Origin of the sequence: Arthrobacter sp. ISL-5, from assembly GCF_018613835.1 — a bacterium.
GTDB lineage: Bacteria > Actinomycetota > Actinomycetes > Actinomycetales > Micrococcaceae > Arthrobacter.
In genome coordinates this window covers 115,947-138,683 of sequence record NZ_JAGGPM010000001.1, presented here as the reverse complement: position 1 = coordinate 138,683, position 22,737 = coordinate 115,947, and the positions used below count along the sequence as shown (strand labels likewise).

Annotated in this window: 32 protein-coding genes; 14 read left to right on the top strand and 18 right to left on the bottom strand. The window is 64.2% G+C overall.

Going from position 1 to position 22,737, the window contains the following annotated elements:
• The first annotated feature begins 10 nt into the window (after positions 1-10).
• Positions 11-1,252 (top strand): IS21 family transposase, encoded by a 1,242-nt coding sequence (gene istA, locus J7I89_RS00715; protein ID WP_214966503.1) that lies wholly within the window; start codon positions 11-13, stop codon positions 1,250-1,252.
• Entirely contained in the window at positions 1,249-2,007 is a 759-nt protein-coding gene (istB, locus tag J7I89_RS00710; protein ID WP_214966501.1) for an IS21-like element helper ATPase IstB, read from the top strand. Before istA ends, istB begins: the two co-directional genes overlap by 4 nt.
• 333 nt (positions 2,008-2,340) lie before the next feature.
• Here istB and J7I89_RS00705 read toward each other — a convergent pair whose 3' ends face one another.
• The 8 genes from J7I89_RS00705 to J7I89_RS00670 form a co-directional block, all read right to left on the bottom strand.
• On the bottom strand, positions 2,341-2,769 hold the full coding sequence (locus tag J7I89_RS00705; protein ID WP_308159770.1) for a hypothetical protein: 429 nt from the start codon (positions 2,767-2,769) through the stop codon (positions 2,341-2,343).
• A 37-nt stretch (positions 2,770-2,806) separates the two neighbouring features.
• Positions 2,807-3,220: a hypothetical protein gene (locus J7I89_RS00700; RefSeq protein ID WP_214966499.1), complete on the bottom strand. Its 414-nt coding sequence runs from the start codon at positions 3,218-3,220 to the stop codon at positions 2,807-2,809.
• Positions 3,221-3,870: 650 nt separating this feature from the next.
• Entirely contained in the window at positions 3,871-4,515 is a 645-nt protein-coding gene (locus J7I89_RS00695; RefSeq protein ID WP_214966497.1) for an SMI1/KNR4 family protein, read from the bottom strand.
• A gap of 159 nt (positions 4,516-4,674) precedes the next feature.
• The gene (locus J7I89_RS00690; protein ID WP_214966495.1) at positions 4,675-5,295 is read right to left on the bottom strand and encodes a hypothetical protein; all 621 of its coding nucleotides are present in this window, start codon (positions 5,293-5,295) and stop codon (positions 4,675-4,677) included.
• Positions 5,296-5,326: 31 nt separating this feature from the next.
• A complete protein-coding gene (locus J7I89_RS00685; RefSeq protein ID WP_214966493.1) occupies positions 5,327-5,908 on the bottom strand; it encodes a DUF6286 domain-containing protein in 582 nt (193 codons plus the stop codon).
• Complete coding sequence (locus tag J7I89_RS00680) at positions 5,905-6,300, bottom strand: Asp23/Gls24 family envelope stress response protein (protein WP_214966491.1); 396 nt, start codon at positions 6,298-6,300, stop codon at positions 5,905-5,907. Before J7I89_RS00680 ends, J7I89_RS00685 begins: the two co-directional genes overlap by 4 nt.
• The gene (locus tag J7I89_RS00675) at positions 6,297-6,476 is read right to left on the bottom strand and encodes a hypothetical protein (RefSeq protein WP_214965176.1); all 180 of its coding nucleotides are present in this window, start codon (positions 6,474-6,476) and stop codon (positions 6,297-6,299) included. Before J7I89_RS00675 ends, J7I89_RS00680 begins: the two co-directional genes overlap by 4 nt.
• A gap of 59 nt (positions 6,477-6,535) precedes the next feature.
• Complete coding sequence (locus J7I89_RS00670) at positions 6,536-6,997, bottom strand: Asp23/Gls24 family envelope stress response protein (protein WP_214966530.1); 462 nt, start codon at positions 6,995-6,997, stop codon at positions 6,536-6,538.
• A 248-nt stretch (positions 6,998-7,245) separates the two neighbouring features.
• On the opposite strand from J7I89_RS00670, the gene J7I89_RS00665 reads away from it, so the two are divergent.
• From J7I89_RS00665 to J7I89_RS00645, 5 genes are all read left to right on the top strand, one after another.
• Entirely contained in the window at positions 7,246-7,848 is a 603-nt protein-coding gene (locus tag J7I89_RS00665; protein ID WP_251044748.1) for an RNA polymerase sigma factor, read from the top strand.
• Positions 7,839-8,423 carry an Asp23/Gls24 family envelope stress response protein gene (locus J7I89_RS00660; protein WP_214966488.1) on the top strand — a complete coding sequence of 195 codons (585 nt, stop codon included), beginning with the start codon at positions 7,839-7,841 and terminating at the stop codon, positions 8,421-8,423. Before J7I89_RS00665 ends, J7I89_RS00660 begins: the two co-directional genes overlap by 10 nt.
• Positions 8,416-8,829 (top strand): hypothetical protein, encoded by a 414-nt coding sequence (locus J7I89_RS00655; protein WP_214966486.1) that lies wholly within the window; start codon positions 8,416-8,418, stop codon positions 8,827-8,829. The genes J7I89_RS00660 and J7I89_RS00655 overlap by 8 nt, the downstream gene beginning before the upstream one ends.
• A gap of 116 nt (positions 8,830-8,945) precedes the next feature.
• On the top strand, positions 8,946-9,197 hold the full coding sequence (locus J7I89_RS00650; protein ID WP_214966483.1) for a hypothetical protein: 252 nt from the start codon (positions 8,946-8,948) through the stop codon (positions 9,195-9,197).
• Positions 9,198-9,390: 193 nt separating this feature from the next.
• Entirely contained in the window at positions 9,391-9,612 is a 222-nt protein-coding gene (locus tag J7I89_RS00645) for a hypothetical protein (protein WP_214966481.1), read from the top strand.
• A 414-nt stretch (positions 9,613-10,026) separates the two neighbouring features.
• Here J7I89_RS00645 and J7I89_RS00640 read toward each other — a convergent pair whose 3' ends face one another.
• From J7I89_RS00640 to J7I89_RS00605, 8 genes are all read right to left on the bottom strand, one after another.
• Positions 10,027-10,272: a hypothetical protein gene (locus tag J7I89_RS00640; RefSeq protein WP_214966479.1), complete on the bottom strand. Its 246-nt coding sequence runs from the start codon at positions 10,270-10,272 to the stop codon at positions 10,027-10,029.
• Positions 10,273-10,521 (bottom strand): YegP family protein, encoded by a 249-nt coding sequence (locus tag J7I89_RS00635; RefSeq protein ID WP_214966477.1) that lies wholly within the window; start codon positions 10,519-10,521, stop codon positions 10,273-10,275.
• Between the two features lie 343 nt (positions 10,522-10,864).
• Positions 10,865-11,335 (bottom strand): hypothetical protein, encoded by a 471-nt coding sequence (locus J7I89_RS00630; protein ID WP_214966476.1) that lies wholly within the window; start codon positions 11,333-11,335, stop codon positions 10,865-10,867.
• A gap of 27 nt (positions 11,336-11,362) precedes the next feature.
• Positions 11,363-11,530: a hypothetical protein gene (locus J7I89_RS00625; protein ID WP_214966474.1), complete on the bottom strand. Its 168-nt coding sequence runs from the start codon at positions 11,528-11,530 to the stop codon at positions 11,363-11,365.
• A gap of 532 nt (positions 11,531-12,062) precedes the next feature.
• The gene (locus tag J7I89_RS00620; RefSeq protein ID WP_308159768.1) at positions 12,063-12,542 is read right to left on the bottom strand and encodes a hypothetical protein; all 480 of its coding nucleotides are present in this window, start codon (positions 12,540-12,542) and stop codon (positions 12,063-12,065) included.
• A gap of 64 nt (positions 12,543-12,606) precedes the next feature.
• Positions 12,607-12,876 (bottom strand): hypothetical protein, encoded by a 270-nt coding sequence (locus tag J7I89_RS00615; protein WP_251044723.1) that lies wholly within the window; start codon positions 12,874-12,876, stop codon positions 12,607-12,609.
• 160 nt (positions 12,877-13,036) lie between these two features.
• Positions 13,037-13,540 (bottom strand): hypothetical protein, encoded by a 504-nt coding sequence (locus J7I89_RS00610; protein WP_214966472.1) that lies wholly within the window; start codon positions 13,538-13,540, stop codon positions 13,037-13,039.
• A 198-nt stretch (positions 13,541-13,738) separates the two neighbouring features.
• Positions 13,739-14,170: a TIR domain-containing protein gene (locus J7I89_RS00605; protein ID WP_214966527.1), complete on the bottom strand. Its 432-nt coding sequence runs from the start codon at positions 14,168-14,170 to the stop codon at positions 13,739-13,741.
• A 554-nt stretch (positions 14,171-14,724) separates the two neighbouring features.
• Here J7I89_RS00605 and J7I89_RS00600 point away from each other — a divergent pair.
• From J7I89_RS00600 to J7I89_RS00590, 3 genes are all read left to right on the top strand, one after another.
• Positions 14,725-14,904, top strand: coding sequence for a hypothetical protein (locus J7I89_RS00600; RefSeq protein ID WP_214966470.1), 180 nt, complete (start codon positions 14,725-14,727; stop codon positions 14,902-14,904).
• Between the two features lie 540 nt (positions 14,905-15,444).
• A complete protein-coding gene (locus J7I89_RS00595; RefSeq protein ID WP_214966468.1) occupies positions 15,445-16,638 on the top strand; it encodes a glycosyltransferase family 2 protein in 1,194 nt (397 codons plus the stop codon).
• Between the two features lie 11 nt (positions 16,639-16,649).
• Positions 16,650-16,796, top strand: coding sequence for a hypothetical protein (locus J7I89_RS00590; RefSeq protein ID WP_214966466.1), 147 nt, complete (start codon positions 16,650-16,652; stop codon positions 16,794-16,796).
• 14 nt (positions 16,797-16,810) lie between these two features.
• On the opposite strand, the gene J7I89_RS00585 is transcribed toward J7I89_RS00590, so the two are convergent.
• Positions 16,811-18,046 carry a glycosyl hydrolase gene (locus tag J7I89_RS00585; RefSeq protein WP_251044722.1) on the bottom strand — a complete coding sequence of 412 codons (1,236 nt, stop codon included), beginning with the start codon at positions 18,044-18,046 and terminating at the stop codon, positions 16,811-16,813.
• Between the two features lie 203 nt (positions 18,047-18,249).
• On the opposite strand from J7I89_RS00585, the gene J7I89_RS00580 reads away from it, so the two are divergent.
• From J7I89_RS00580 to J7I89_RS00565, 4 genes are all read left to right on the top strand, one after another.
• On the top strand, positions 18,250-18,681 hold the full coding sequence (locus J7I89_RS00580) for an Hpt domain-containing protein (RefSeq protein ID WP_214966464.1): 432 nt from the start codon (positions 18,250-18,252) through the stop codon (positions 18,679-18,681).
• Positions 18,682-18,866: 185 nt separating this feature from the next.
• Positions 18,867-19,094, top strand: a complete 228-nt coding sequence (locus J7I89_RS00575) for a hypothetical protein (RefSeq protein ID WP_214966462.1) — start codon at positions 18,867-18,869, stop codon at positions 19,092-19,094.
• Between the two features lie 201 nt (positions 19,095-19,295).
• Positions 19,296-19,649 (top strand): Crp/Fnr family transcriptional regulator, encoded by a 354-nt coding sequence (locus J7I89_RS24890; RefSeq protein WP_308159767.1) that lies wholly within the window; start codon positions 19,296-19,298, stop codon positions 19,647-19,649.
• A 237-nt stretch (positions 19,650-19,886) separates the two neighbouring features.
• Positions 19,887-20,117 (top strand): hypothetical protein, encoded by a 231-nt coding sequence (locus J7I89_RS00565; protein WP_214966460.1) that lies wholly within the window; start codon positions 19,887-19,889, stop codon positions 20,115-20,117.
• Between the two features lie 35 nt (positions 20,118-20,152).
• Here J7I89_RS00565 and J7I89_RS00560 read toward each other — a convergent pair whose 3' ends face one another.
• Positions 20,153-22,630 carry a signal peptidase I gene (locus tag J7I89_RS00560; protein ID WP_214966459.1) on the bottom strand — a complete coding sequence of 826 codons (2,478 nt, stop codon included), beginning with the start codon at positions 22,628-22,630 and terminating at the stop codon, positions 20,153-20,155.
• Positions 22,631-22,737 lie beyond the last annotated feature (107 nt).

Genomic DNA, 22,737 nt, shown 5'->3' with positions numbered 1-22,737 from the left:
ATTATGGAAGGTGATCAATTTGGATGATTGGGCGGAGATACGCCACCTGTTTTCGACAGGCAAGCACTCGAAACGTGAGATCGGCAGGATCGTGGGAGTTTCCCGCGGAACGGTGGACCGGGCGCTGGAGTCGGACCGGGCGCCGAAGTATCAGCGGGCAGCCGGAGTATCGAGTTTTGATGCGTTTGCTCCCAGGGTGCGTGAGTTGCTGGTGAAGACGCCGACGATGCCGGCCGCGACGCTGGCGGAGCGGGTGGGCTGGTCTGGTTCCGCGTCGCTGTTCCGGGCGAAGGTCGCCGCGATCCGGCCGGAATACGCCCCGCCTGACCCGGCCGACCGCCTGGTCCACGAGCCGGGGTTCCAGGTTCAGTGCGATCTATGGTTCCCGCATGAGCCGCTGCCCGTCGGTGAGGGCCAGAACGACACGCCACAGGTGCTGGTGATGACCTCGGCGTTCTCGGGATTCATCCAGGCACGGATGCTGCCGTCACGGACGACGCCGGATCTTCTGGGCGGAATGTGGACTCTGCTGCAGGACGCGCAAGCGGTTCCGTCCCGGCTGCTGTGGGACAACGAGTCCGGCATCGGCAGGCGCCGGCCCACGGAGCCTGTGGCCGCGTTCGCCGGGTCCCTGGGACTGGAAATCAAGCTGCTTCCGCCGCGGGATCCGGAGTCCAAGGGCATGGTCGAACGGATGAACAGGTTCTTCCGGCAACGCTTCATGCCGGGCCGGGACTTCCGCTCCCCAGCGGATTTCAACGGCCAGCTGGAGGACTGGCTGCCCAAGGCAAATCACCGGTACTCGCGGTCCCGCCACGGCCGCCCTGACGAACTGATCGTCCTGGACCGGGAGAGGATGCGGGAACTGCCGCCGGTGACCCCGGAAGCCGTCTTCCGCAACGCCGTGCGGCTGCCACGGGATTACTACGTGCGCGTGTTCTCCAACGACTATTCCGTGGACCCTTCGTTCATTGGGCGGATCGTGGATGTCACCGCTGATCTGGACACTGTCTGGGTCACACATGACGGCGTCATCATCGCCACCCACGTCCGGGTATGGGCCCGGCACCTGGTCCTGACCGATCCCGCCCACGTGGCACGCGCGGCGGTGATGCGCCGGGACTTCCGGACCCAAAGAGTGCACCGCCCCGAACCCGAGGAAGCGGTGCAGGTGCGGGATCTGGCCGCTTACGACGAGATTTTCGGCATCGACCTCGGCCAGCAGCCGGCCCTTCTGGAGGTGGCGTCATGACCGGGACACCGTCACAGATCGAGTACTACGCCAGGGCCCTGCGGGCACCGCGGATCAGTGATGGGTTCCGACGGCTCGGGGACCAGGCCAGGGACGCCGGCTGGTCCCATGAGGAGTATCTGGCAGCGGTCCTCTCCCGTGAAGTCTCCGAGCGCGAAGCCTCCGGCGCGGCGACACGGATCAAGGCCGCGAGGTTCCCGGCCCACAAGGACCTCGAAGAGTTCAACTTCGATCACCAGCCCTTCGCGGACCGGAACCTCATCGCGCACCTGGGCACCGGGGTGTTCCTCTCCGAGGCCAAGAACGTGGTCCTGCTCGGGCCTCCCGGCACCGGCAAAACCCACCTCGCGGTCGGCATCGGCATCAAGGCAGCCAAGGCCGGGCAGCGGGTTCTTTTCGACTCCGCCACCGGCTGGGTTGCCCGACTGCAGGAGGCCCACTCCCGCGGGAAACTTGCCCAGGAACTGGTCAAACTGCGCCGCTACGGGCTCCTCATAATCGACGAGGTCGGCTACATCCCGTTTGATCAGGACGCCGCGAACCTGTTCTTCCAGCTCGTCTCCAGCCGCTACGAACACGCCTCCATGATCCTGACGTCCAACCTCGCGTTTGCCCGCTGGGGCGACGTATTCGGAGACCTGACCATCGCCTCGGCCATGATCGACCGGATCGTCCACCACGCCGATGTCATCAGCCTCAAAGGCAACAGCTACCGGCTCAAAAAACACCAACCCGACGTCAGTACGGCACAATAGAACCACAACCCCGTGGCCCCGTTTCAATTGGCGCTATTGGCCCCATTTTCGGTTGGCGTTAACACGCGCACAGCGTGCGCGTCGATGGCCACCCGGTCCTCGGGTGGGCACTGCTCGCGAACGGCGCGACAGGAATGGTCGTCGTGCACCGTGACCGCGTTTTGATGTGGCTTGGGACGGAACGAACGGTAATTCCCGGGACGATCTACACAAGCGACATGGGCAGGATCACGATGATCGGACGTATTTTTTGACGGGCTGATCGGCCCTATCGCGCCGGAAGCAGCGAGTCCGGCTCACGCCGGGCCAGACTGGCCCGGCGGGCGTTGCACCCTACTTCGGGGTTCGAGATTTCCGGGGCGGAAGCCCTGCATACAGTCCGGCGAACGCGAAGGGGAACGCCACGATAGCTGCGAGGTGCCGGATCAGGCTGTTTGGATCCACCAGCTCAGCGCCACCTACCAGGACCGCAGGCGCTGCCACGAAGGCCGCAACCCATAGTGGGCTCCTTCTGACGATGGACCACCCTGCCGCCCCGAGTGAGGCTGCCGAACCTGCGAGGATATTCAGCCCGCCGACTCTCGAACGCTCAATCAGGGCCAGCTCGGGAGCGTAGATGAAGAACGTAGTTCGCCACAGTCCCATGACCATGAGTGCGACGGAGGCAACGATGAGCAGCGCCCAGAGCAGGGTTCCTGGCCAGCCGCGGCGGTGTCCATGAGCGGATTCTTCCCGAGCCATCGAAGCCTTCTTCTCGGTCACGGCGTCCGCCATTCGCCTTTGGAATGGCAGCATTGTTTCAAGGCTGGCCCGCAATGAGGGACGGATCTTTGGTGTTCCACGGCTTTCTGGATGGGGCCAATATGGAGGCCAGGGCGGCCGCAAGGGCGGGCACGTAGAACCAGCCAATGGTTGCCGAAGCGATGAGGGTGAAGATGGCGAGAGCAACGGTGGTCGCGACGGACACGTAATTCTGTGCCGGTCCCCTCAGTAGGAGAGGCAATCCGGTCAGTGCGACGGGGATCAGCAACGGCACGAAGATGTAGGGTCCTACGATCTCGAGCAGTGTTGAGGCAGCTACTTCGTCTGGTCCGTCATTCGTCAGTTTCACTGTGTTGTAGATGGGAACCAGGAGTAGCGCTATGGCAGCTGCAATCGTGAGCGAGAAGGCAATGATCTGGCGAACACTCTTCGCATCCGAACGGCGTCTCATATGACCCCCAGGTGGAGTTGCATGTACGTCAACGAAAGCACGGTTCCAGGGATTCGACCAGACAATTTTGCGGCTGCCTAAATGTACGCTCAAGTAATGCAGCCACGACTTGTAGACGAGCGCGACACCATGTGGGAGAGCAACACTTCGGACTTCCGCGTTTTTTTGGTGGATGGACCGGTGGTTTCCGCTTTCGACTTTGATTCCGTGAGCCTGGATGATGCCTCAGTTTGGGCATTCGAAAATGCGGGGACCGGTGTTAGGGTTTCCATCGCGCTCCGAGACATCAATAATGCAGGCCAAACTGGTTTGAGATGGCTCATAGGTGATCCGGTGTGAGGAAGAGGTAAAGCCTCTTCCTCACACCGGGCTGTCTGTCATCTGGCGTCTTTCCAGATTGGGAGCTGTGCGAGCCGACGCTGCCGGCCATGCAAGGGCCGCTGGACAGCTGGGACACCGTACTCTCATCCATAAGAGGCCCGTGAAAGGACAAGCGATGAAAAAATGGCAGATGCCTATCATCACGCTTCTTGTCGTGGCTGCATTTGTGATTCTCTATTTCAATGGGCTTTTAGGAAACATCGCAGTCCCCTAAATGGCGCCGCCCGTTCCGTCTGCGTGAGATGTTCAGGGGCGGCCTTGTTTAGTGGTTACCGTTCCCGGACTAATTTCCAATTCAGACTGCCGTCTATCACCGAGGGCCTGAAGGAGAATGCTGGTCGTCCTGTTCGCAGGCTGGTCAGCGTTTCCTCTAGGAGTTCTTCAACGGATGACCAGATGGCGGGGCGCCAATCGGCCTCGTCCTTGAAATACTCGCTGACGCAGCCGTGCTGCCGCCCTTTCCTGAGACCGACGAACAGAAAGTCGCCGGCGTTGTCGTCTGCGATCGGCAGGAACGAGGAGATAAACATAAAAGCCTGAGTGCCCGCCTCATCAGCTTCAGCGCTTGCTGGGTCATAGGGTTTGTGGGGTTCGGGCACAGGAACGCTGCTGTGGGCTTCATGGACCGCCCGCAGGTTTCGGTAGATTGGGGACGTTTTTTCCCGTTCGAATTCTGCGTTTAGGTCCGCCCCGACCTGCGCCCAGATGCCAAGCATCATTTGTCGCACTTTCTCAGCTTCCTCCAAGGGAAGTGGGCGATACCTCGGGAGAATGTTCCCCGCCGTTGACGGTTCTGCACCGTCGAAGAGACGATACAGGGTCGACAGATCGCTCGGCCAACCGTTCGGCGCAGCCTGTTCAAACGAGCGGATAAGGGGTTCCGGTGCCGGTGCTCGGATGGTTTCAGCTGTCACGGGTGCAGCAGATCCGAGAGATCCTGATTCTCAGGCAGCGGCCAGATATCAGCCGTCCCAAAGAACCTAGGTTGTGGGACGGGTGCGGCGTTGTGGTAGGGGTGGCTTGTGGAAAAGTGAAATATCCGACGCTAAGGTCGTGTTCTTCGACGTGACTTGTTAGTAGATGACGGTGCCGGTGGTGTCCACGGTGGTGCCGGCAATGGCGTTGCGGCCGCTGACCTCGAGCTGGATTCCTGTCCGCCGCAGCGGTGTCTCCAGTGCCGTGGAGAGGTCCGGAATGACCCTGGTGTTGATGCTGTGGAGGACGTGCTGGATGTCGGCGCGGTTGGTAACGGTGACTTTCATCGTGAGATCCGGTTCCATGGCGGTGCCGCGCAGCAGCGCCGAGGAACCCACAACCCCGGGCAGGGTATTGATCTGGTTTTCCACGGCGGAGGCCAGCACCGAGGCATCACATAGCGTGGTTCCGGAGGCGGGGTCCTGATGCAGCCGGTACCTGTCGGCGGGATTCCTTCGTGGAATCTGTGCCAGGATCCACAGCAACCCCAGGGAGCCCATGAGAACCCCGGCCACCAGGACAATGGCCGTAACAGAGGCCGGCCCGAAGACCGTGTGCAGGTCCCCTGTCACGACGGGACTTTCTGCAGCGACCGTTGCAGGGCTCATGGCGTGCAGCGTTCCGCTGGCCGCCAGCAGTATCAGGACGCCGCCGGCCAGGGCGAGAATGCCAAGGATGACCAGCCAGGTGCGGTTCATCGCTCCGGCGTGTTGTCGCATGGGGTGCCTTCTTTCCGGAATGCGGCCGCGGTCATTCCTTGGACCGGACGGACGCGGTGACCTTTGGGACCGGGTTGAGCCCGGTACCGGCCAGGCGTTCCCTGACCACGGCAATGACACGGCCGCGCAGCTCCCCTGTTTCGTGCAGGGCCGTGGTCACGTTCAGGTGGACCGCGCGTGCCGAGGCCGTGGCCGATGCTGAACCGACGCCGTCGACGTATTCACAGTGCGCCGCCGCGTACCGCGCAACGGCCCGCCGCGTCATGACAATCTCCTGCGCGCCCGCCACCGGGATCTGCCCCCCGTCCCCGGGCGCCTGCAGCCGCAAGGCGTTAAAGCGGCCCGGAACCAGTGCTGCCGCGAGCAGGACGACTCCCACGACCGCCGCCGCAGCCCCCACGGCCCAGACTCCCGGATCGTTCCAGGTCAAACCGGTCAGCCAGTCCCGGGGGCCGGCCAGATACACCGGCCACGAACCCGTGACCAGCCGGGCCACTGCCGCCCATACCAGTGCCACGCCGGCGGCCAGAAGCAGCGTTCCCAGGATCAGGGCAGGAACAGCCCGGCTGGGACGGTGTCGCAGGGGTGTGGCTTTCCCATCGTGCCGGCTCATAACAGCCTCCGGCGGCCGGTGGTTTCATCGGCAGGTTTCAGCCAGGACACTGTGATGTCGATCTGGCGTACCTCCACCCCGGTCAGGGCGTTGACGCGTTCGCTGATCCGGCGGCGCAACTGTTCGGTTACCTGGCGCAGCGGTACCGGGTAGAGCAGCCCTATTTCCACGCTGAGGGCGGCGATATTGCCCGCAAGCTCCACCGTGACTTTGGGCCGGGCGGAAAAGTCCGAATGTGCTCCGATGCCCAGAAACCCTCCGGAGGACCCGCCGGCAAAGGACTCTTCGCTCGCGACCTGACCGGCGATCTTCTCCACCACCTTCCGGTCAAGGAAAGTGCGCCCCCGCGAATCCAGGTCCCGGGAGCCGGCAGGTGCTGCGGGGGTCTTCATCGGCTGGATGCTTTGCCGAACAGGGCCTGCAGATCCAGTTTCCCTTCCGCAATACGGCCCACTACCAGCCCAATCAGGCCAAAGAGGACCGCTATCACCAGGGCTGTAAAACCTCCGAAGGCCAAAACGATTCCTAATACCAGACCGATGGCCAGACACCATCGTGTAGTGGACATGCGGCACTCCTTCCAAAAATCGGTTACCGCCCGAAAACGGGGCGGAGTGGGTGAGGTGGTTACTCCAGAGGCTTCCTGGCGTCCTCTTCGGGCCGTTCATCCTCGGGCAGATGAACATCGGTGACGTGGACATTCACTTCCAGCACCTCCAGACCGGTCGCGCGCTCCACCGACTGGATGACATTGCGCCGGATACCTTGGCTCACCTCGACAATGGACGTTCCGTACTCGACGACGATGCTCAAGTCGATGGCGGTCTGGCGTTCGCCCTTCTCCACGCTCACCCCGCCGCTGACATTCGTCTGGGAACCGGGAATCCGCTCGGTCATCGCGCCGAACGCGCGCCGGACAGCGCTGCCCATCGCATACACGCCGGGAACCTCACGCGTGGCCATGCCGGCCAGCTTCTGGACCACGGTTTCTTCAATGGTGGTATCCCCCCGGTCCGTGTGCAGCAGGTCAGTCGTTCGGCGCGTCTCAACGGGGGCGTTCCGTTTCTGTTCCTCCTGGGTTGCCACCATGCCTCCGGACTGTCCTGGGAGCTGCGGGGCTTCTGTCACGGGAACCATCTCCTCAATCAACCGATGCGATTTTGCCTACATGGTTAAAGACGCACGTCACCACCAAACGTCACGCGGAAAGGCAAACTGTTTTGTCCCTGCTTCCCCCGCACCGGGCATTCCCATTACCGGCCCCGTCTGAAAATATTGGTCTTAATCCCCGGAACCCGGGTGGCGCGGTTCGGGGGCAAAAGGGGATAGCGGTGACGATGGATGAGCGTGAACCCGTTGTCCTGACCCGGCCAGAGGATCTGGACGAGGCGACCGTTGTCGCCCGGGCCCAGGACGGCAACCTGGACGCCTTCGAATACCTCGTCGAGGCGTATCAGGGCAGACTTTTCCGTCTCGCTTTCCGGATGCTCCATGACCGGGGAGAGGCCGAAGACGTCGTGCAGGACACCCTGGTGGCCTGCTGGAGAAAGCTGCCGCTGCTGACAAGCGTGCAGGCTTTCAGCGGGTGGCTTTACCAGATGGCCACCAACCGCTGCCTGGACAGTCTGCGTCGACGGTCCAGAAAGGCGGAGGTCGTCCAGGAACCGGTAACTCTGCAAACAACCGCGGATTCCTTCACCGGACCGGGAGCCGGAGGCGATCCCGCCCGCGAAGCGGAAATCTCCTGCGAGATCGACGGCCTGGCCACAGCGCTGCTAACCCTCCCGCCCGGGCAGCGCGCCTGCTGGCTCCTGCGGGAAATCCACGAACGCAGCTACGCTGAAATAGCCGCAACGCTGAAGGTCAGTGAACAGACGGTCAGAGGCCGCCTCGCCAGAGCACGCGCACAACTCGCGGAAAGGATGAGTCAATGGCAATAGACGAAACCATCCCCCGCCTGGGCTGTGGCCGCAGCATCGACGAGGTCTGGGCAACCATCAGCCAGCCCCCCACCGCCCATGAAAACGGCTGCGCCCAGTGCCGGACGGCACGGGCCAGCCTGGCAAAGCTCGCGGAGGCCGCCCGCACGCTTCGGGACAACGATGCAGAAGACGCCTCCCTGCAGCCCCATCACGCCGTCAAGGACGCCATCATGAACGTGGCCCGTGCCGAAGTCCGGAGGGGCAGCCGGCTGCCCGTCTACCGGTCTGGCCAGGGGGGCGTCACGATCAGCGAACAAGCCATCACTTCAGTCATCTGGTTCGGCGCCGATGCCCTTGCGGGGGTACGGGGCCGTCGCTGCCGCGTCCGTCCTGACCCGGATACCGCGGACGACCCCCGCCCGGCCGGGACCGCCGGCATCTCGGTGGACCTTCGAATCGCCGTGGCCTCCGGCACCGACATCCCCGGAACCGCCGAGCTGCTGCGTCAGCGGATCATCGGCATGATCACAGCACACGTCGGACTCAACGCCGGAGCCGTCAACATCACCGTGGAGGATTTCTACGATGTCTGAGCATCCCCTCGAAGCCCGGCTGATCAGCCGCCGCCTCATTGCCGACCTTGCTGCCCGCACCGCCCTCGATACACCAGGTGTCCTCCGGCTCGAACCGACCCTGAAAAACCTTCTCACCCACCTGGGAAAAGGAACAATCCAAAATCTCCGCAGGACAGACACCCGTACCACTCCCGCCCGGCACGACGGCGTCTTCGTCACCGTCCACAACGGCATCGCCGACGTCCAGCTCGACATCGCCACCGATATCGCCTTCGCAGCCCTGAACGTCGCCCAGGCCGTGCGGGAGCAGATCGCCCGGACCATCAGCTACACCGGCCTCATCCCCGGGCGCATCGACATCTCGGTCCTGGCCATAGAGCACCCACCCACCGCCACAGCGACCCGTCCCCCCGCGCCCCTCTGACCCGGACACCAGCAGGACGGCCACCCCACCATCATCGTTACGGATCCGTTTGACGATTCCGAACCACGGCACCGCACCCGGACTCCCGAGCGCTACCCCCTCCGCATGGAACCGGCATGAACTCTGAACCCGACAACCAGGAAAACCCGACCGAAGGCATGACGGACGGAACCGGCCGGCACCAAGGCAAGACATTCTGGGCAACGGCCATCCTCCTCCCGCCGGCGCTGCTGCTGTGCGGCGTCTGGATGCTGATGATCGCCAACTATCTTCTCGCCACCGTGTTCTTCTTTGCCGCCATGGCCTCTCTGGCCTACTTCGCAGCCAGACGCCGGCCCGGCCGCAGCCCAAAAGATGGCCGACCCTAAGACCCCGGCTTGGCACAGGACGCTGGCAGCCGGCGCCTGGACACGCTGACATCACATCATCAGGCCTCCTGCGCGCGTGAGGAGCGCGCACGGTTAGTCTGCCCGGATGTTCCTGGTCGGGCCGGTCTGAGCCAGGGGCCTTCCGCGTCCGTTGGTCTGTTCTTGCCTCCCGGGCGTGTGGAATGCTTCAGGCATGCCGTTCTATGTCGAATACACCGTTAATCAGAATGCCGACATCCGTTCTGTAGTGGACGGCACTGACCGCGAGGAGGCTCTCGGCGGGGCCGCCGAGGCGGTGAGGGAGGCCGGGTGCCGGGCCGCACTGCTGCGCTTCGCGGCCACAGCGAGCACGTCCTTCGGCCGCGGTGTCGTGGTTGCCCGATACTCGGAAATCGAGGGCTGGGAAACGCTGTAGAGGGCCAGAAGGGAACGGTACTCGCAAAGGACGCCCGCCTGAATGACGGCGATGCCCTGTTGTTTGAACACGGCGGGCCGTAGTCTGGAGTTTCCTTCCGGCGCCAGGCCAGAAATGTAGGGGGAGCCGTGACTATTCCGCCGCTGCCAGGACCCGAGCCGTTTCCGCCCGAGCCGGGGCCAGCCGCCCCCGGCTCGCCGGACCCGGCGTCTCCAGACCCTGCCCCTGGGTCACCGGACCCGACCTCTCCGGTGCCGCCTGATCCGGCACCGGGCCCGTTGCCGGAGCCAGGGCCCAGGCCCCCGGATGCGGACCCCACACACAGATCATAGAACCCACAGACCCCAGGCGCGGTGGATTCCCTTGGTGCTATGGAACCCTGTCACCGTGGCAGTTTCAGGCGGCGGGGCCGATTTAGCGGCGGCCGCGGCTGCCGGACGACTGGCGTGAGTTTGGTATCACTCGTCCGTGTGACCCTTCGCGGTGTTTTGTCCGGTACCGCCCGGAGAGTGCTATCAGTGTCAGGGCCGCTAGCCGGCCGGCGTCGGCGAGCACGAGGATGATCGTGAAGATCAGGAGGTGCCACAGGAAGAAGACGAAGCCGGCGCCGAGGGTCGCGAGGAACGTCAGATTAAGGACCATGGTTGTCGAATAGCCCATTTACTCCCCGTCCGGCGACGCGGGAGGCGGGTGCTCCCCTGGAGTATTCCCGGCGGGCCGGGATCCGGTCATATCGACCACGAGACCTGTTGCGGCGCTTTCCCTCACTGCCGTGATGGCTGCCTTGACGGCGCAGATGCTGCCCAGTCGGCCGGAGACGGCGACGACCGCCCCGTCCTCGGCCCGCAACCGGAACCGGAAAGGCAAGGCTTCGTCCGGGTCGTGGAACACTTCGAACCTGGCCGTCACTTACCACCCTTTGCTTCACCCTGCTCACCGTTGAGCCGTAGGCGCTCTTCGTCTCTTTCCGGCGGCGCACACCGGCTTCCAAGCCTATCGGTGCCATCCCGGGACTGAACATCTCTACCCGGCGGTAATGTGCGATGGGCGGGCCCTTCCGGCAGCGGGCCCGGCCCTGGGGGCGCGACGGACTGGGAACCGGCGGGCCACACAAAAGCTGGCGGACCGTGCCGGACATAGACTTGAAGCAGGCCGGCTGCGCCAGAGCGCCAGGATTCCTGTATGACCGGCGGCAGCCAACCCGCAGCCGGTCCAGACCCTGGTTCCCGGCTTCTGCTCGCGTTTCCGGTGGTCAGGTGCGGACGGGGACGTTGCCGGTGACCAGGGTGCCCAGGCGTGCGGCGGCGTCCATGTTCAGGCCCGTGTCGGTGATTTCCAGGTAGTCCCCGCTGATGACCAGGACCTTGCCTGCCCGGGTTGCGGCTTCGAGCCACTTGGTTTCTCCTGCATCGGCGGGGTCCAGCTGCTCTGAGTACATCAGCTCCCCGTCAATGTGCAGGCTGACGAGGCCCTGCCCGGTCACGGTGCAGCCGACGCCGGGCCGCACGTCCCGGGCGTGCTGCACAATTTCCTTGTAGTCGGTGCTCATGGACAGTTCGAAGCCGTGGGAGAGCAGCACCGAGACCAGGGCGGAGGTCAGTTCCCCGCAGGGTTCGCGGAAGCTCAGGACCGGGAACAGCGTAGGCCAGCGCCGGGATCGGCAGGTTCCCTGGCCCGTCGTGGTACTCCAGGGTGATCCGCGCCCCCAGGGTCTTGAGTTCATCCTCCGTGCCTGCGCCGGGGCGCAGGTTCAGTCCGGGTTCCCGGCAGTGCCGGTGGCAGAGGCGGGCCGCAAGGGCATCCCGCAGGCCGCGCAGGTCCTGGCCGTGGCGGCGACCGCGGCGACGAAGTGGGTGGTGTCCGGGCCCTTGAAGGCTTCCAGGCGTTCATCCCAGGCGACGTTGCTTGTGACAGGCATGCCAGCCAGCGTACTGCCGCTGGCCCGGGACTGGACCGGGCGGGCCGCCGCAGCCCGGGGCGGTGGAGCCGCCTTGGGGCCGGCGACGGCTAATGGATAAGCCCCGGTCTCAGAGGGCTCAATCCATCGCCGGCCACCCCCACTGTCACCGGTGGACCCTGTGAAAAACCCGGAACCAAGAACCGTGCCACGGTCTGTGGACGCCCTCCGTGGGCGGGGTCCTTGGGGGCCTGCCCGGGGATCTGGCCGCCCGATCAAACCCGACGTACAGTAGAGGTTTCCTCCGCTAGGAAAAATGGGGAGACCGGCAAGCAGCGCGGCCTCCCTTTCCTTGCCCCGTAGCAGGGCAGGCCGCGCAGGGCCTGCGTGTGACAGTCTGATCTCTGCCGACAGGGCGGACTGGAATCCACTCGGCGTGATCGGTACCCCACCTTCACCGGTGATGCCATCAGTTTGGAATCACCGTGTGGGAGGGCCGGATGAGGTCAAAGCGGAGAGTGGAGTCCGTTCCTGGCATCCACCGGGGTTGTTGTCAGATGGCGTCCGCGGGAAGGTCCCCGGCCTGGGCCGCTTCGGGCTCTCCGCTGCCGGTTACACCCCGCCAGGCAAGTACTATTGCGGCCACGCCCGCAACGAGAAGGCCTGCGGCCAGCCATGCCTTGCCATGGCCGTGGCGGGTGCCCACGAGTTTCCGCTCCGCGCGGTGGACCGCCTGTTCGGCAGCCCTCCGTGCCTGTTTCGCCGCCTTCTGATTCCCGGTCAAGGTGAGGACAACTGCGTGGACCACCTCGGGCATATTGGCGTCCTCAAGCCGGGACAGCGCCCAGCGCACAGCGTCGTTCACCTGGGGTGACGAGTCTTGGGCGTGTCTGATCCATCCCGCCGCGCCGTGCTGAACATCATGGGAAGTCTTGTTCAATCCGATCATCGTCATCTCCTCCGAACCGATGGCTGCCAGCACCAGACTACGCCGGAGGCTGCCCGCTGACTCCAGGGCTGCAGCAACCGTCACCGTCTTCACTCTTCTCCCTGGTTGGCATCGCCGCGGCGCACAACGGGCAGGGGCGGTCCCGGCTTTACGTGCCTTCTCCAGGCTGTGTTGCGTCGAAGAACCGGTGCTCTGGCGGGGCTGTTTGGGGTTCCTCCGCCTTGGCCCGGATGAAGTCCAGGTCCTCTTGGGAGAGCATTGCCTGTCCGTGCTGGTCACAGTCAGCACTGACGCCGGTTTCATGACAGATCGTTTCCGTCATGGTGCGCGGCAGGATCAGGCATCCGGGGTTCTCGGTGAGCCACCGCTGCGTTGCGGGGCTGAGCCGGTCCCAGCGGTCCTTGATTTTCATCTCCATTGATGATGCCTTTCTGAGTGAGCCCAGCGGGACGAGGTCGGTCCCGGGGTTTGCTCAGAGTATGCCCGGCGATCCGAGAAAGACAGGGCAAGCCCCGGTGGCCACGGCGGCACCGACCAGCGGCGTCGGTGGATACGCGGCCGGGCGAGCCGCGAGGCATTTATCGGTGGGGGACCCCCCGTGTGTCGGTCAGGTGTTCGTCGTTAACGCCGTCCTCGCCGCGCGCCTCAGCCGGCAGATCCTGGCTATCGGCAAGCTCATAAAGATGACCAAGCACCCCTCTCGTAGCGTCGCTGTGATCCACCGCGAAGGTAAGGAAGCCCCGTACCCCTGCGAGCACGCAGTTGATCCGCCGAGGTCCGCGGACCGCAGGCACAACCGCAGCGCCGGTCGTTGCCCCCGGCTGCGACGGAGAGTGGCGGAGCCACAACACGAACGCCGGCATCTTCGCCGCAGCGGCTCGCCAGTCTTGCCCGGTGGCCGCGCACCACGACAGATACAGGGCGACCGCGCCCGCATAGGTCTTTGTCGTCGACTCGGCAGCATGACGCCCGAACCGCAAATACCGCAGATATGCATCCGCCACAGACATGACCAGCAGGTCCTCGCCGATCACTGTCCAGTAGCGCACTCCAGAGGGCATCTGGACCGGAAAAGTTCGCATAGTCATCTCCTATGCCAATCATGGCCGCCATAACGACGAACACCTGACCGACACACAGAGAGAACCCGTCGTCCACCAATCAAGCGATCAAGCTTGTGCCACAGTCCACCACAGGCGATCGGACCCCCATAGAACCTAGGCAATGGAACGCCCAGATATCCGCAGCGGTGGCCGCAGACCAAGGAACGGCGATGCGGGCTAACGCAGCGCCGCCCAATCAACAGAAATTCCGGCCGCTTCAATCTCCCTCGCGATTGTTGCCTTCCAAGCCCCACCACCATCGAGGGGCGTGTAGACGAGGCCCTTGATGTTTCCTGGCTCTTCGACGCCTTCATCCAGGAGCACGGCAACGTGTCCGCGACGAAGCGTTCCAAAAAAGAAGCCCATTTCAAAGATCACATTCTGGCGACCGCGGGGTTTGTCTTCCGTGTCCTTCTTCGCTCTGCCCAAGTCGTCGGCGGTCAACAGAACGACAGCGAAGCCTGTAGTGGCGGCGCTGGTCTCTAGCTTCTCGATCAAAACTGCGCCCATGTTTGGCTGTTCGTGAAGGATGACAGGTTCTAAGCCAGTGAGGGTGCGCAGGAACCGGGCCAGTTCGTGCTTTCTTGCTTGGTCGTGGCCGTGGACGATAAAGACACGACCATTCGGCTGCCGGCGCCCTTGTCGCTGACCTCTATAACCTTCTCCACGTCAGCGGCGAGGGCTTTGTTGCTGCTTTCGGCTGTGAGCTCCAGTTCACGCTTTGCGGCGTTTAGCAGAGATGTGACCGATCGCACGCCGCTTCGCTGGTAGGGCTCGAAATCTGTATTCTCCGTCCAGAAGGAAGGAGAGTAGCTGACGTTTTGGAAGCGGTCATAGATGGGGCTACCTTTACCCATCACGGTGCGTAGGACAACGTCGGTTTGGTCATGCCACTCTTCGAAATTTGCGGGTCTGCCGCCATTAGCGATCGTAATCTACTCGTCCAGGAGCTCCAGCTTTCGAGATAAATCCATTGGACGAGAATATCGAAGTTGCTGCTCTCTGCTTGACTGTGTCCCCACTAGGGTGTCCCCGGTTTCAAGGTTGTCGGACGCGTGATCCTAGTGGAATGGGGCGCCCATCAGCGGTGGGCGCCACTTTGCATGGGGAGTGTGCTCCACGCCGTATCGTGCTCATTAGCATGGCAATCAAGGAAAGAAGGCATGATGACCGAGACATCCACAGAGGCCAATCCATTCGGTCTGCATCCGAGCGCCGTCGACCTCAGCCGCCACCCGGAAATCACCCAGGAGATGCTGGCGACCCGGATCGCGGCGGGCGAGGCGGCAATGCGCGAGGCCGGGTTCGACATCGTGCCCTGCCAAGTCACCCGACCTGGATGAGGCCGAAAAAAGGGTCCGTGAGTGCCTTGCCGCCCGACCTGTCCAGGTTGTGATGATCGGCGCAGGCCTGCGAATGGCAGGGGAGCACACCTTGCTGTTCGAGCGCGTCCTCAATCTACTTAACGAGCTCGTCCCAGGCATCGTGTTTTGCTTCAACACCTCCCCAGACACCACCGTTGACGCATTGCGCCGATGGGCGCGCCCCAGCTACTGAAACGGCAGATCTGCCCAATGCAGCGGAAGTCACCGTCGTGACGTTCGGCCTGCCCTGGCATTCGTGACTACTTCCGTGGGAACTGTCCCAGTTCCAGGGATGTGGACATGGTTCGGGGCGTTGTAGGAATCGGACAAAAGCAGCCGTTGTCGGATCACGGGCCGAAGGGGTCAACATCCAGGCCCAAAGTTGCCCTTGGTCTGCGCAGAGGCGTAGATGGAATTGATGCAATCTTGATCCGATGCATGGTCTAAACCTGAGGAAGCGCCGAAAGGTTGGATTCTGAAGGTCCCGCCGGGACCTGTAAACCTTGTAAGGAGGTCTCGGTGCACGTTGCCCTGCCCTCGGCAGCAGACGGGATGGCGCGCTCATCCGGGGACCGTGCCACCGGGCTGACTGTGCGTCGAGTCACGGAACCGCAGGAGGAGCCTGCCGACGCTGGCTTGGCGCTGCGGGTGGTGGTGCTGGTTCCGGCGTATAACGAGGCCGGCTCGATCGGTGCGACGCTGGACGGGTTGATGGTCCAGTCCCGCCCGGCGGACCTGATCGTGGTAATCCCCAATGGCTGCACTGACTCGACGGCCTGGGAAGCGCGGAAGTACCCGGTGACGGTGATGGAGCTGCCCCGACTGGAACACCGCAAGTCCGAGGCGCTGAACCATGCCTGGGCACAGTATGCGTACGACGCGGACGTCGTGGTCTGCCTGGACGCCGACACCGTGCTCCCGCCGAATGCCTTGGCAGCCTGGGCACGGGAATTCAGCGCCGACGACGGGGCGTTGCTGGGCGGGTCGTCGTCGAAGTTCACCATGCAGGACCCGGGGCTGCTGGGCCGGCTGCAAAAGGCCGAGTTCGCTACCTGGACCGATACGGCCCTGCGGCGCGGCCGGACCAGTGTCCTGGCCGGAACGGGATGCGCGATCAATAACAGTGTCCTGCGCCGGATCGCTGCCCGGGAGGACCGGGAGGGGCCCTGGGTCTACACCTCGCAGGTCGAAGATTTCGAGCTGACCTACCGGATCCGCGAGCTCGGTTACCTTTGCCGGGTCTCACCGGACGTGCGCGCCTACACCGATTCGATGAAGACCATCAGGGCGCTGTGGGGCCAGCGGATGAAATGGCAGGTCGGCACGGTGGAGGACCTGCTGGACCTGGGAATCAACCGCCTCACGCTGCGTGACTGGGCCCAGCAGGCCATGGGCCTGCTGGGCGTCTTCCTGAAGCTGCTGTGGATCACGGTCATCGCCCTGTCACTGGCGTTGGGGGTGTTCCGTTTCATCCTGTTCTGGTGGCTGGTGCCTGTGCTGTTCGTGGCGCTGGACATCAAGCGTGCGCTGCGGATCCCGCACCGGGACTGGAAAGACCTCGTGATCGCGGCGTCCTTCTTCCCGCAGGAACTGTTCATGTGGCTGCGGTCTGGATGGTTTCTTGCCTCCTGGTGGGCCGTGCTCAGAACTAAGATCACCCGGCGGCGCATCGACCGCTGGGAAGCGCAATACACAGCAGAGGAAATCAACTAACAATGTATGGAATGAACGCGTCCATCCCCGCTTCCGGCGCCGCTTTGGCCTACACCGGACTGAATGTGGGGGCAGGCGTATTGACCGCGCTCGGCGTCATACTGATTGGCGTTGCACTGGTGGCCCTCACCCGCCGCAGCGCCGATTCCCGGCCGTAGCCGGGTCGATGGTGCTACGACGCCCGGCGGGCCGCCAACGCAGTCTTGAAGGCGGCCGCCGAGGCGTCGCTGCTGTTAATGCGCCAGTCAGCTTCCTTCTGCATATGGAACCAGACGAAGCCCGTCACGTCCGGCTGAGCCGCGAGATAGGACACCAGATCGGTGTTCCACGCCGCCTTGGACCCGCCCGCTTCGCTCGAGGACGTCTCGGCGATCAAAATCGGATGTCCGGGAGCCAGCGTCCGCAGCTGGGCGATTCCGGGGGCGAAGAGGTCCTGCGGCGAGATCCAGCCGCTCCACGACGCGGAGGTGCCCCAGTTGTACCCGTCGAGCGCGACGATGTCCACGTAGCCGGCGCCGGGGAAGAGCCTGGCCAGGTCCGTGGAGCCGTAGTAGGGAACGTTCGGGCTCCACACCCAGGAGACGTTGGATGCGCCGGTGGCAGCCACGACATCGTGGACGTGGCGCCAGGCCCGGACGTAGTCCCCGGCCTGGTTGCCGTTGACACCTTCGGCCCAGGGGTACCAGTTTCCGTTCATCTCATGGGCGAACCTCAGCTGTACCGGGTATCCCCAGGCGGCCAGAGACTGGCCCCACTGCGTGATGCTGGCGTCGAAGTCCCCGGCGGTGATCCTGTTCAGGGAATAGGCGGGTTGGTCCAGTCCGCCGCCCCAGGCCCACGGCTCCCAGGTCACCAGCGGCATGGCTCCGCGGGCCCGCACGGCGTTCATTTCGCTGATGGGCGGCGGCTGGAGGAAATCCTTGTAGAAGAGAACGCTGGAAGGGCTCTCACCGGCCAGTTGCGAGACTTCATCGAGCTCCCCGCTCGCCAGCGGGCCTCCGGCGGTCGCCACCCCGAAGCGCAGGGCTGCTGTGCTGACCGGCGGGAGCGCCGGCGGAGTCACCGTGAACACGGAGGATGCCTGGACGGAGGAGGTCTTGGCCGTGACCGTCAGTTTCCCGGTGGCGGTTGCCGGGATGGTGATCGAGGCGCTGAACGCGCCGGTCGATGCTGTCCGGAAGGAAAACGTCGCGGAGCCTGCGATGATGGTTCCCGTTGTGGAGACTTTGAAGCCGGTGCCGTTGACCGTGACGGCGGATCCGGCGGCCCCGGTGGCCGGGCTGAGGGAAATCTGGGCTGCGCGTGCAGCCTGGGCAGGTTGGACTCCTGCCAGTGTCAGGCCAAGGCCGACGGCAAGAGCAGCAGTGAGAATCTTCACAAACTTGAACACGGCGGTCGGTCCCCGCAATCGTCAAGGCTGCCGGTGAAGCAGCCGGTCAGTTCGCGTGCCAGCTGGCACTTCCCTGATCCTAAAGGCACCCGGCTCGGAATGATCAGGGTTTGTTCAATTTTTTCTGAACACCCGGAGCGGCTTCCTGGCGCCCGCCCCGGTCGCTGGATCTGCCGCACAGGTCCTTGATCAGATCAGTCGAATCGAAAACGGGAAAACGAATGAATGACTCACAGCGCACGCGGCAACCCTTGGTGGACGGTGCCATCCTTGCCCGCCTCCGTGAGGAACTGCAGCCGGATCCCTGGATCTGCGACCGCTTCATCCACAACTACATCCGGCTGCTGCCGGCCAGACTCGACAGCCTTGACCGGGCCATGGAGTCCCTGGATTCAGAGGCGGCACTGGACGCCGTGCTCAGCCTCAAGACATCCAGTCTGATGGTCGGCGCCTCCCGTCTTGGAGTCCTGGCCGGCGATCTGGAGTGGAAGCTGAGGCTGTGCCCTCCGGGCCCTGGGCCAGGCTCTGCCCCGTCGGCTTCCGTGTTCCTGACGCACCTGGAAAGCATCCGCGACTGCACCGCCGGGACAATCGCCCGGCTTGAATCCCAAACCACCAAGCCCCAGCCCGCCATCCGGGCAAAAATCAAATGATTCCACGAAACAATCCAGGCGCGCATCGTGACATGATTCCCCGGGGCACGCCTGCGGAGCCCCGCACCCCGCCCGGCGCCCCGGTCCAGGGACTTCTGAACCGGGGCCTTCATGCGGCAAAGGCCCCAGACTCCCCAACATTGTGTTCGCCGCCAAAGGTGTCCGACAGTCCCCAGAAGTGAAGAATGGGAAAGAATTCGATGAATCAGACGACCGAACTTGAGGTTCTAATCCATGCCCCGGAACAGATTTCCAAGCTGCTTGCCGATGCAGAATCAGCCCTCATGGCGGCATCACTAGCAACCCGGGACCTCGGTGGCATTCTGATCACGCGGCACAATCCCCGCCGCTACACAGTAGCTTTCAGCAAAACCGTCCCGTTCGGGGAAACACACGAGCACTCAAAATGCTGACCTCATCCGCGTGGAGACCGGGCGGGTCATCGGCAAAGTCGTTGTCACGAACGAAGCGCCAGCCGAACGATGAGGACGAGCGGCTGAGGCGCCGGAGACACGCGCCGAGTCCACCGACCGGAGGGAGTACCACGCACCCTTGAACGCACGCGCACGTCCCATCCAGCGCGTTCGGCGATCTGCCTCCTCAGCGCCGAGGAGGTGGAACGATTCCTGATCTCGGAGCCCCGGATCGCCATCCCCAGTTCCCGGCTCCTCGGAGAACAAGTCGCCCGGCTCGAAGAACGCCTCACCGATCTGGCCCTGCGCCCAATGACGGCCCGCGTTGCATCAACCCTGCTCAACCTCGCAAGTACCGCCCCGGCTGGCAGATTCGGACAGAACCGCCCTATCCGGCTCACACACGAAATCGCAGGACTGCTGGGCGCCACCCGCGAAGCCACCAGCAAGACCCTGGCCGAGTTCGCAGCCCAAGGCATCATCCGGCAAGGCCGCGGCCGCATCACCATCCAGAACACCGCAGCGCTCAGATCGAAGGCCCGGAACCCCGCATGATCATCGCCGGGGCGATCACCACCATTTCTACAGGAGAAATCGGATTGATGGACTTCGCCCCCGGGCGTTGAAGATCCTCAACGAGCCCGTGAGTGGATCTTCTGGTTTGGCGCTACCGGCGGTGCGGCCTCGATGAATATCCTGGCACCATCCGCAATTGTGCAGTCGACCTCGGACATTCGTGCAGCCGTCTTTTGAAAATGACAGCGGGGATCTCGGGCGGGGTGCTTCGCGGTCGTGGCAGTAGTCTGGTGGCGGACGGTCATCATGGGGGGAGGAACCGCTCTGAAGCTCACAGCACATATCAGGAGCGCCGCTGACGGCTGGTTGGACCTGAGCGTTGAGGAACTGCCGGACCTCGTGGCCCGCGCGAGGAATTTCGAGGGAATCCCTGACAGTGTCCGGGAGGCGGCGGCCAGGCTCACCGGTGATCCGTCGGAGGAGTTCGACGTGGAGGTGCGATTCTAACCTGCCCCCCGAAAGCGGCGGCCGTGTGGCCACGGTCAGAATTCCCTGTCCAGGACACCTGTTTCGTTGGCTGGGGCAACGGACGAAGGGCTCCCCGAGAGGTTCGTCACGGCGGCGGTCGGGGTCCAGACCATGGTGGAGGCGGTGTTGACCGTGCGCAGGGTGGTGGAGCCGCTTGCGATACTGCCCAGGGTGACAGTGACGACGGTTCGCGGGACACCGCTGACCGTGACGGTAGCGGCGGTCATGGTGGCGTTGAACGTGGCTGTTGTCCGGCTCTTGATGTAGTTCTGCTTCAGGTTCACCGATCCCAGATTCACGGAGCTGCCTGCGCGCTGGATGTCGACCGTGTCTCCGTTGTTGCCCAGACTCAGAAGGTTGCCGTCCCGCAGTCGCAGCGTGACAGCAAGGGGTGCCCCGGTCCAGCCCGGGCTGACAGTCGCCATGTTGACCTGTTGGCTGTAGGTGAAGTTCACGCTGTCGCCGGGCTGGAGCCGCCCTGGGGTGGCGGCGCCGTTGACGGTCTGGATGTCCACGCCGCGCAGCGGGCTATTGTCCACGCGGCGGGCGCTGACTGTCGCGGAGGTGGTTTGGGCGCCGGTGCCGTCGGTGAGGACAGCGCGCAGGTCATACAGGCCATCGGAAACAGTAGTGGTGTCCCAGCCGCACGTGAAGGGGGCGGCGGCAATCGTGCACTTGGTGGTCCAGGTGGTGGTCCCTGAGGGGGCGGTCTGGATCCTGACATTGGTGATGCCTGCTGTGCTGTTCGCGGCCGCTGTCAGGGTGACGGTGCCGTTAAGGTACGCGCCCGGGTCCTCGACGGAGACCGAGGATATCGTGTTGTCCACGATCCGGTTCGTGATGGCGGCTGAAGTGGTGCTGAGGCCCCCCGCGTCGGTGGCGATGGCCCGAAAGCTGTAGCTGCCGTTGGGCAGGGTGGTTGTGTCGAAGCGGCAGGAGTACGGCTCCGCGGTCACGGTGCAGTATGTGGTCCAGGTCGGGCTGCCGGTGGAGGCGTATTGGAGCTGGACCTGGGCGACGCCGGAATCGGCTTCGGTCGCCGTGGCAGCGAACGTCCGGGTTCCGCTGAGAGGGGTGCCGGGGTCCGTCATCGTGACGGCGGGCGCCTGATTGTCCACCAGAATATCGGCCACCACAGCCGACGTCGTGCTGGTGGTGCCCGCGGTCGCGACGGAGCGCAGGTCGTAGTAGCCGTTAGCGAACAACGCGGTATTCCAGGAGCAGTTGTAGGGGGAGACGAGGGCGGCGCAGAGAGTCTTCCAGTTGTTCGCCCCGGCCACGGAGTATTCCACCCGCACGGTGTAGCTCGAGGCGCCGGTGTTGTACAGGGTGGTGGAGAGGTTGACGGTGCCTTTTTGGATTTCGCCGGGGTCGGCCAGGACCACGAGCAGGCTGTTGGCCACCACGGTGTCGATCTGGGCCGAGGTGGTGCTGTGCCCGGCGTTGTCGGTGGCGATGGCGCGCAGGCCATAGCCGCCGTCGGCCCCGGTGGTGGTGTTCCAGGCACAGGAGTAGGGAGCCGCGGCATCGGTGCAGAGCGTGGTCCAGTTTGAGCCGCCCGGTGCAAGGTACTGGATCACGACGTCGCGGATACCCGATTCGGCATCGGAGGCAGACGCGCTGACGTTCACGGTGTCCTTCACCGGTGAGCCCGGATTGTTCAGGGTTACCGTCGGCGGAGCCCAGTCCTGGGCCGTGGCGAAAGTGTTCGTGGCGTTGCGGGTGGTGGCGGAGAAAGCCGCGGAGGAGAAAGCAGCGGCGCCGGCGATCACGAGGATGCAAAGAGCGGCCAAGACCAGCATCATCGCTACAGCCCTGCGGTGCCGGCGGGCGAAGGCCTTCACCCTCGGCCGGTCCCCAGGGCCTGGCTTTGTCCCGGTGCCTGATTTTGTCGCAGTGTCTGGTTTTGTTTCTGAGTGCGGTGAGATCGCCGGTCGGGCTCCATACACGGCGGCCCACAGGCAGAGCAGGGTGGCGGCGCCCCACAGGGCCAGGGCTCCGAAGGAGCGGGTGCCCAGCCAGAGGCCGGGCAGTCCGATGGCGGGCACGAGGAGCCGGGCCCTGCCCGTGATCTGTTCCCGCTTCACCGGGGTGCTGTCGGGCTCTGCGTTGGCGTCACCGGCAGAGATGAAGGTCCCGTCGGGCTTTTCGGCAATGATCCTGTGCAGCCGGGTCTTTTCCACACCGCCGGGCTCGGCCGAGGCGGGGCTGGTGAACTCGATCACACCACCGACAGGGACGGAGTCAGTGCCGGCGAGTCTGTCAGACAGGACGACGTCTCCGACGCTGATGTGCGGTTCCATGGAGCCGCTTTGGACAACACTGCCCTGCCAACCCAGCAGGGCAGGCAGGAGTGCGATGGCGGCCAGGCTCAGCAGCACGCCCAGGTACAGCCGGGACACGCTGGAGAGAAGGAAGAGGAGCCAGCCGTCGGCCGAGAACAACGCGCGCACGCCCGTTTGCCCGGAAGCTTGGGGCTCCTCCGGGTTCACGGGGTGGCGGTTGTCTCAGGCTTCGGGCCAGGGCCGGGTCGGGGCATCAGCTCGACTGCAGTTCCCATACCAGGTCGATGCTGACGCTTGCCCCCTGCAGGGCGTCG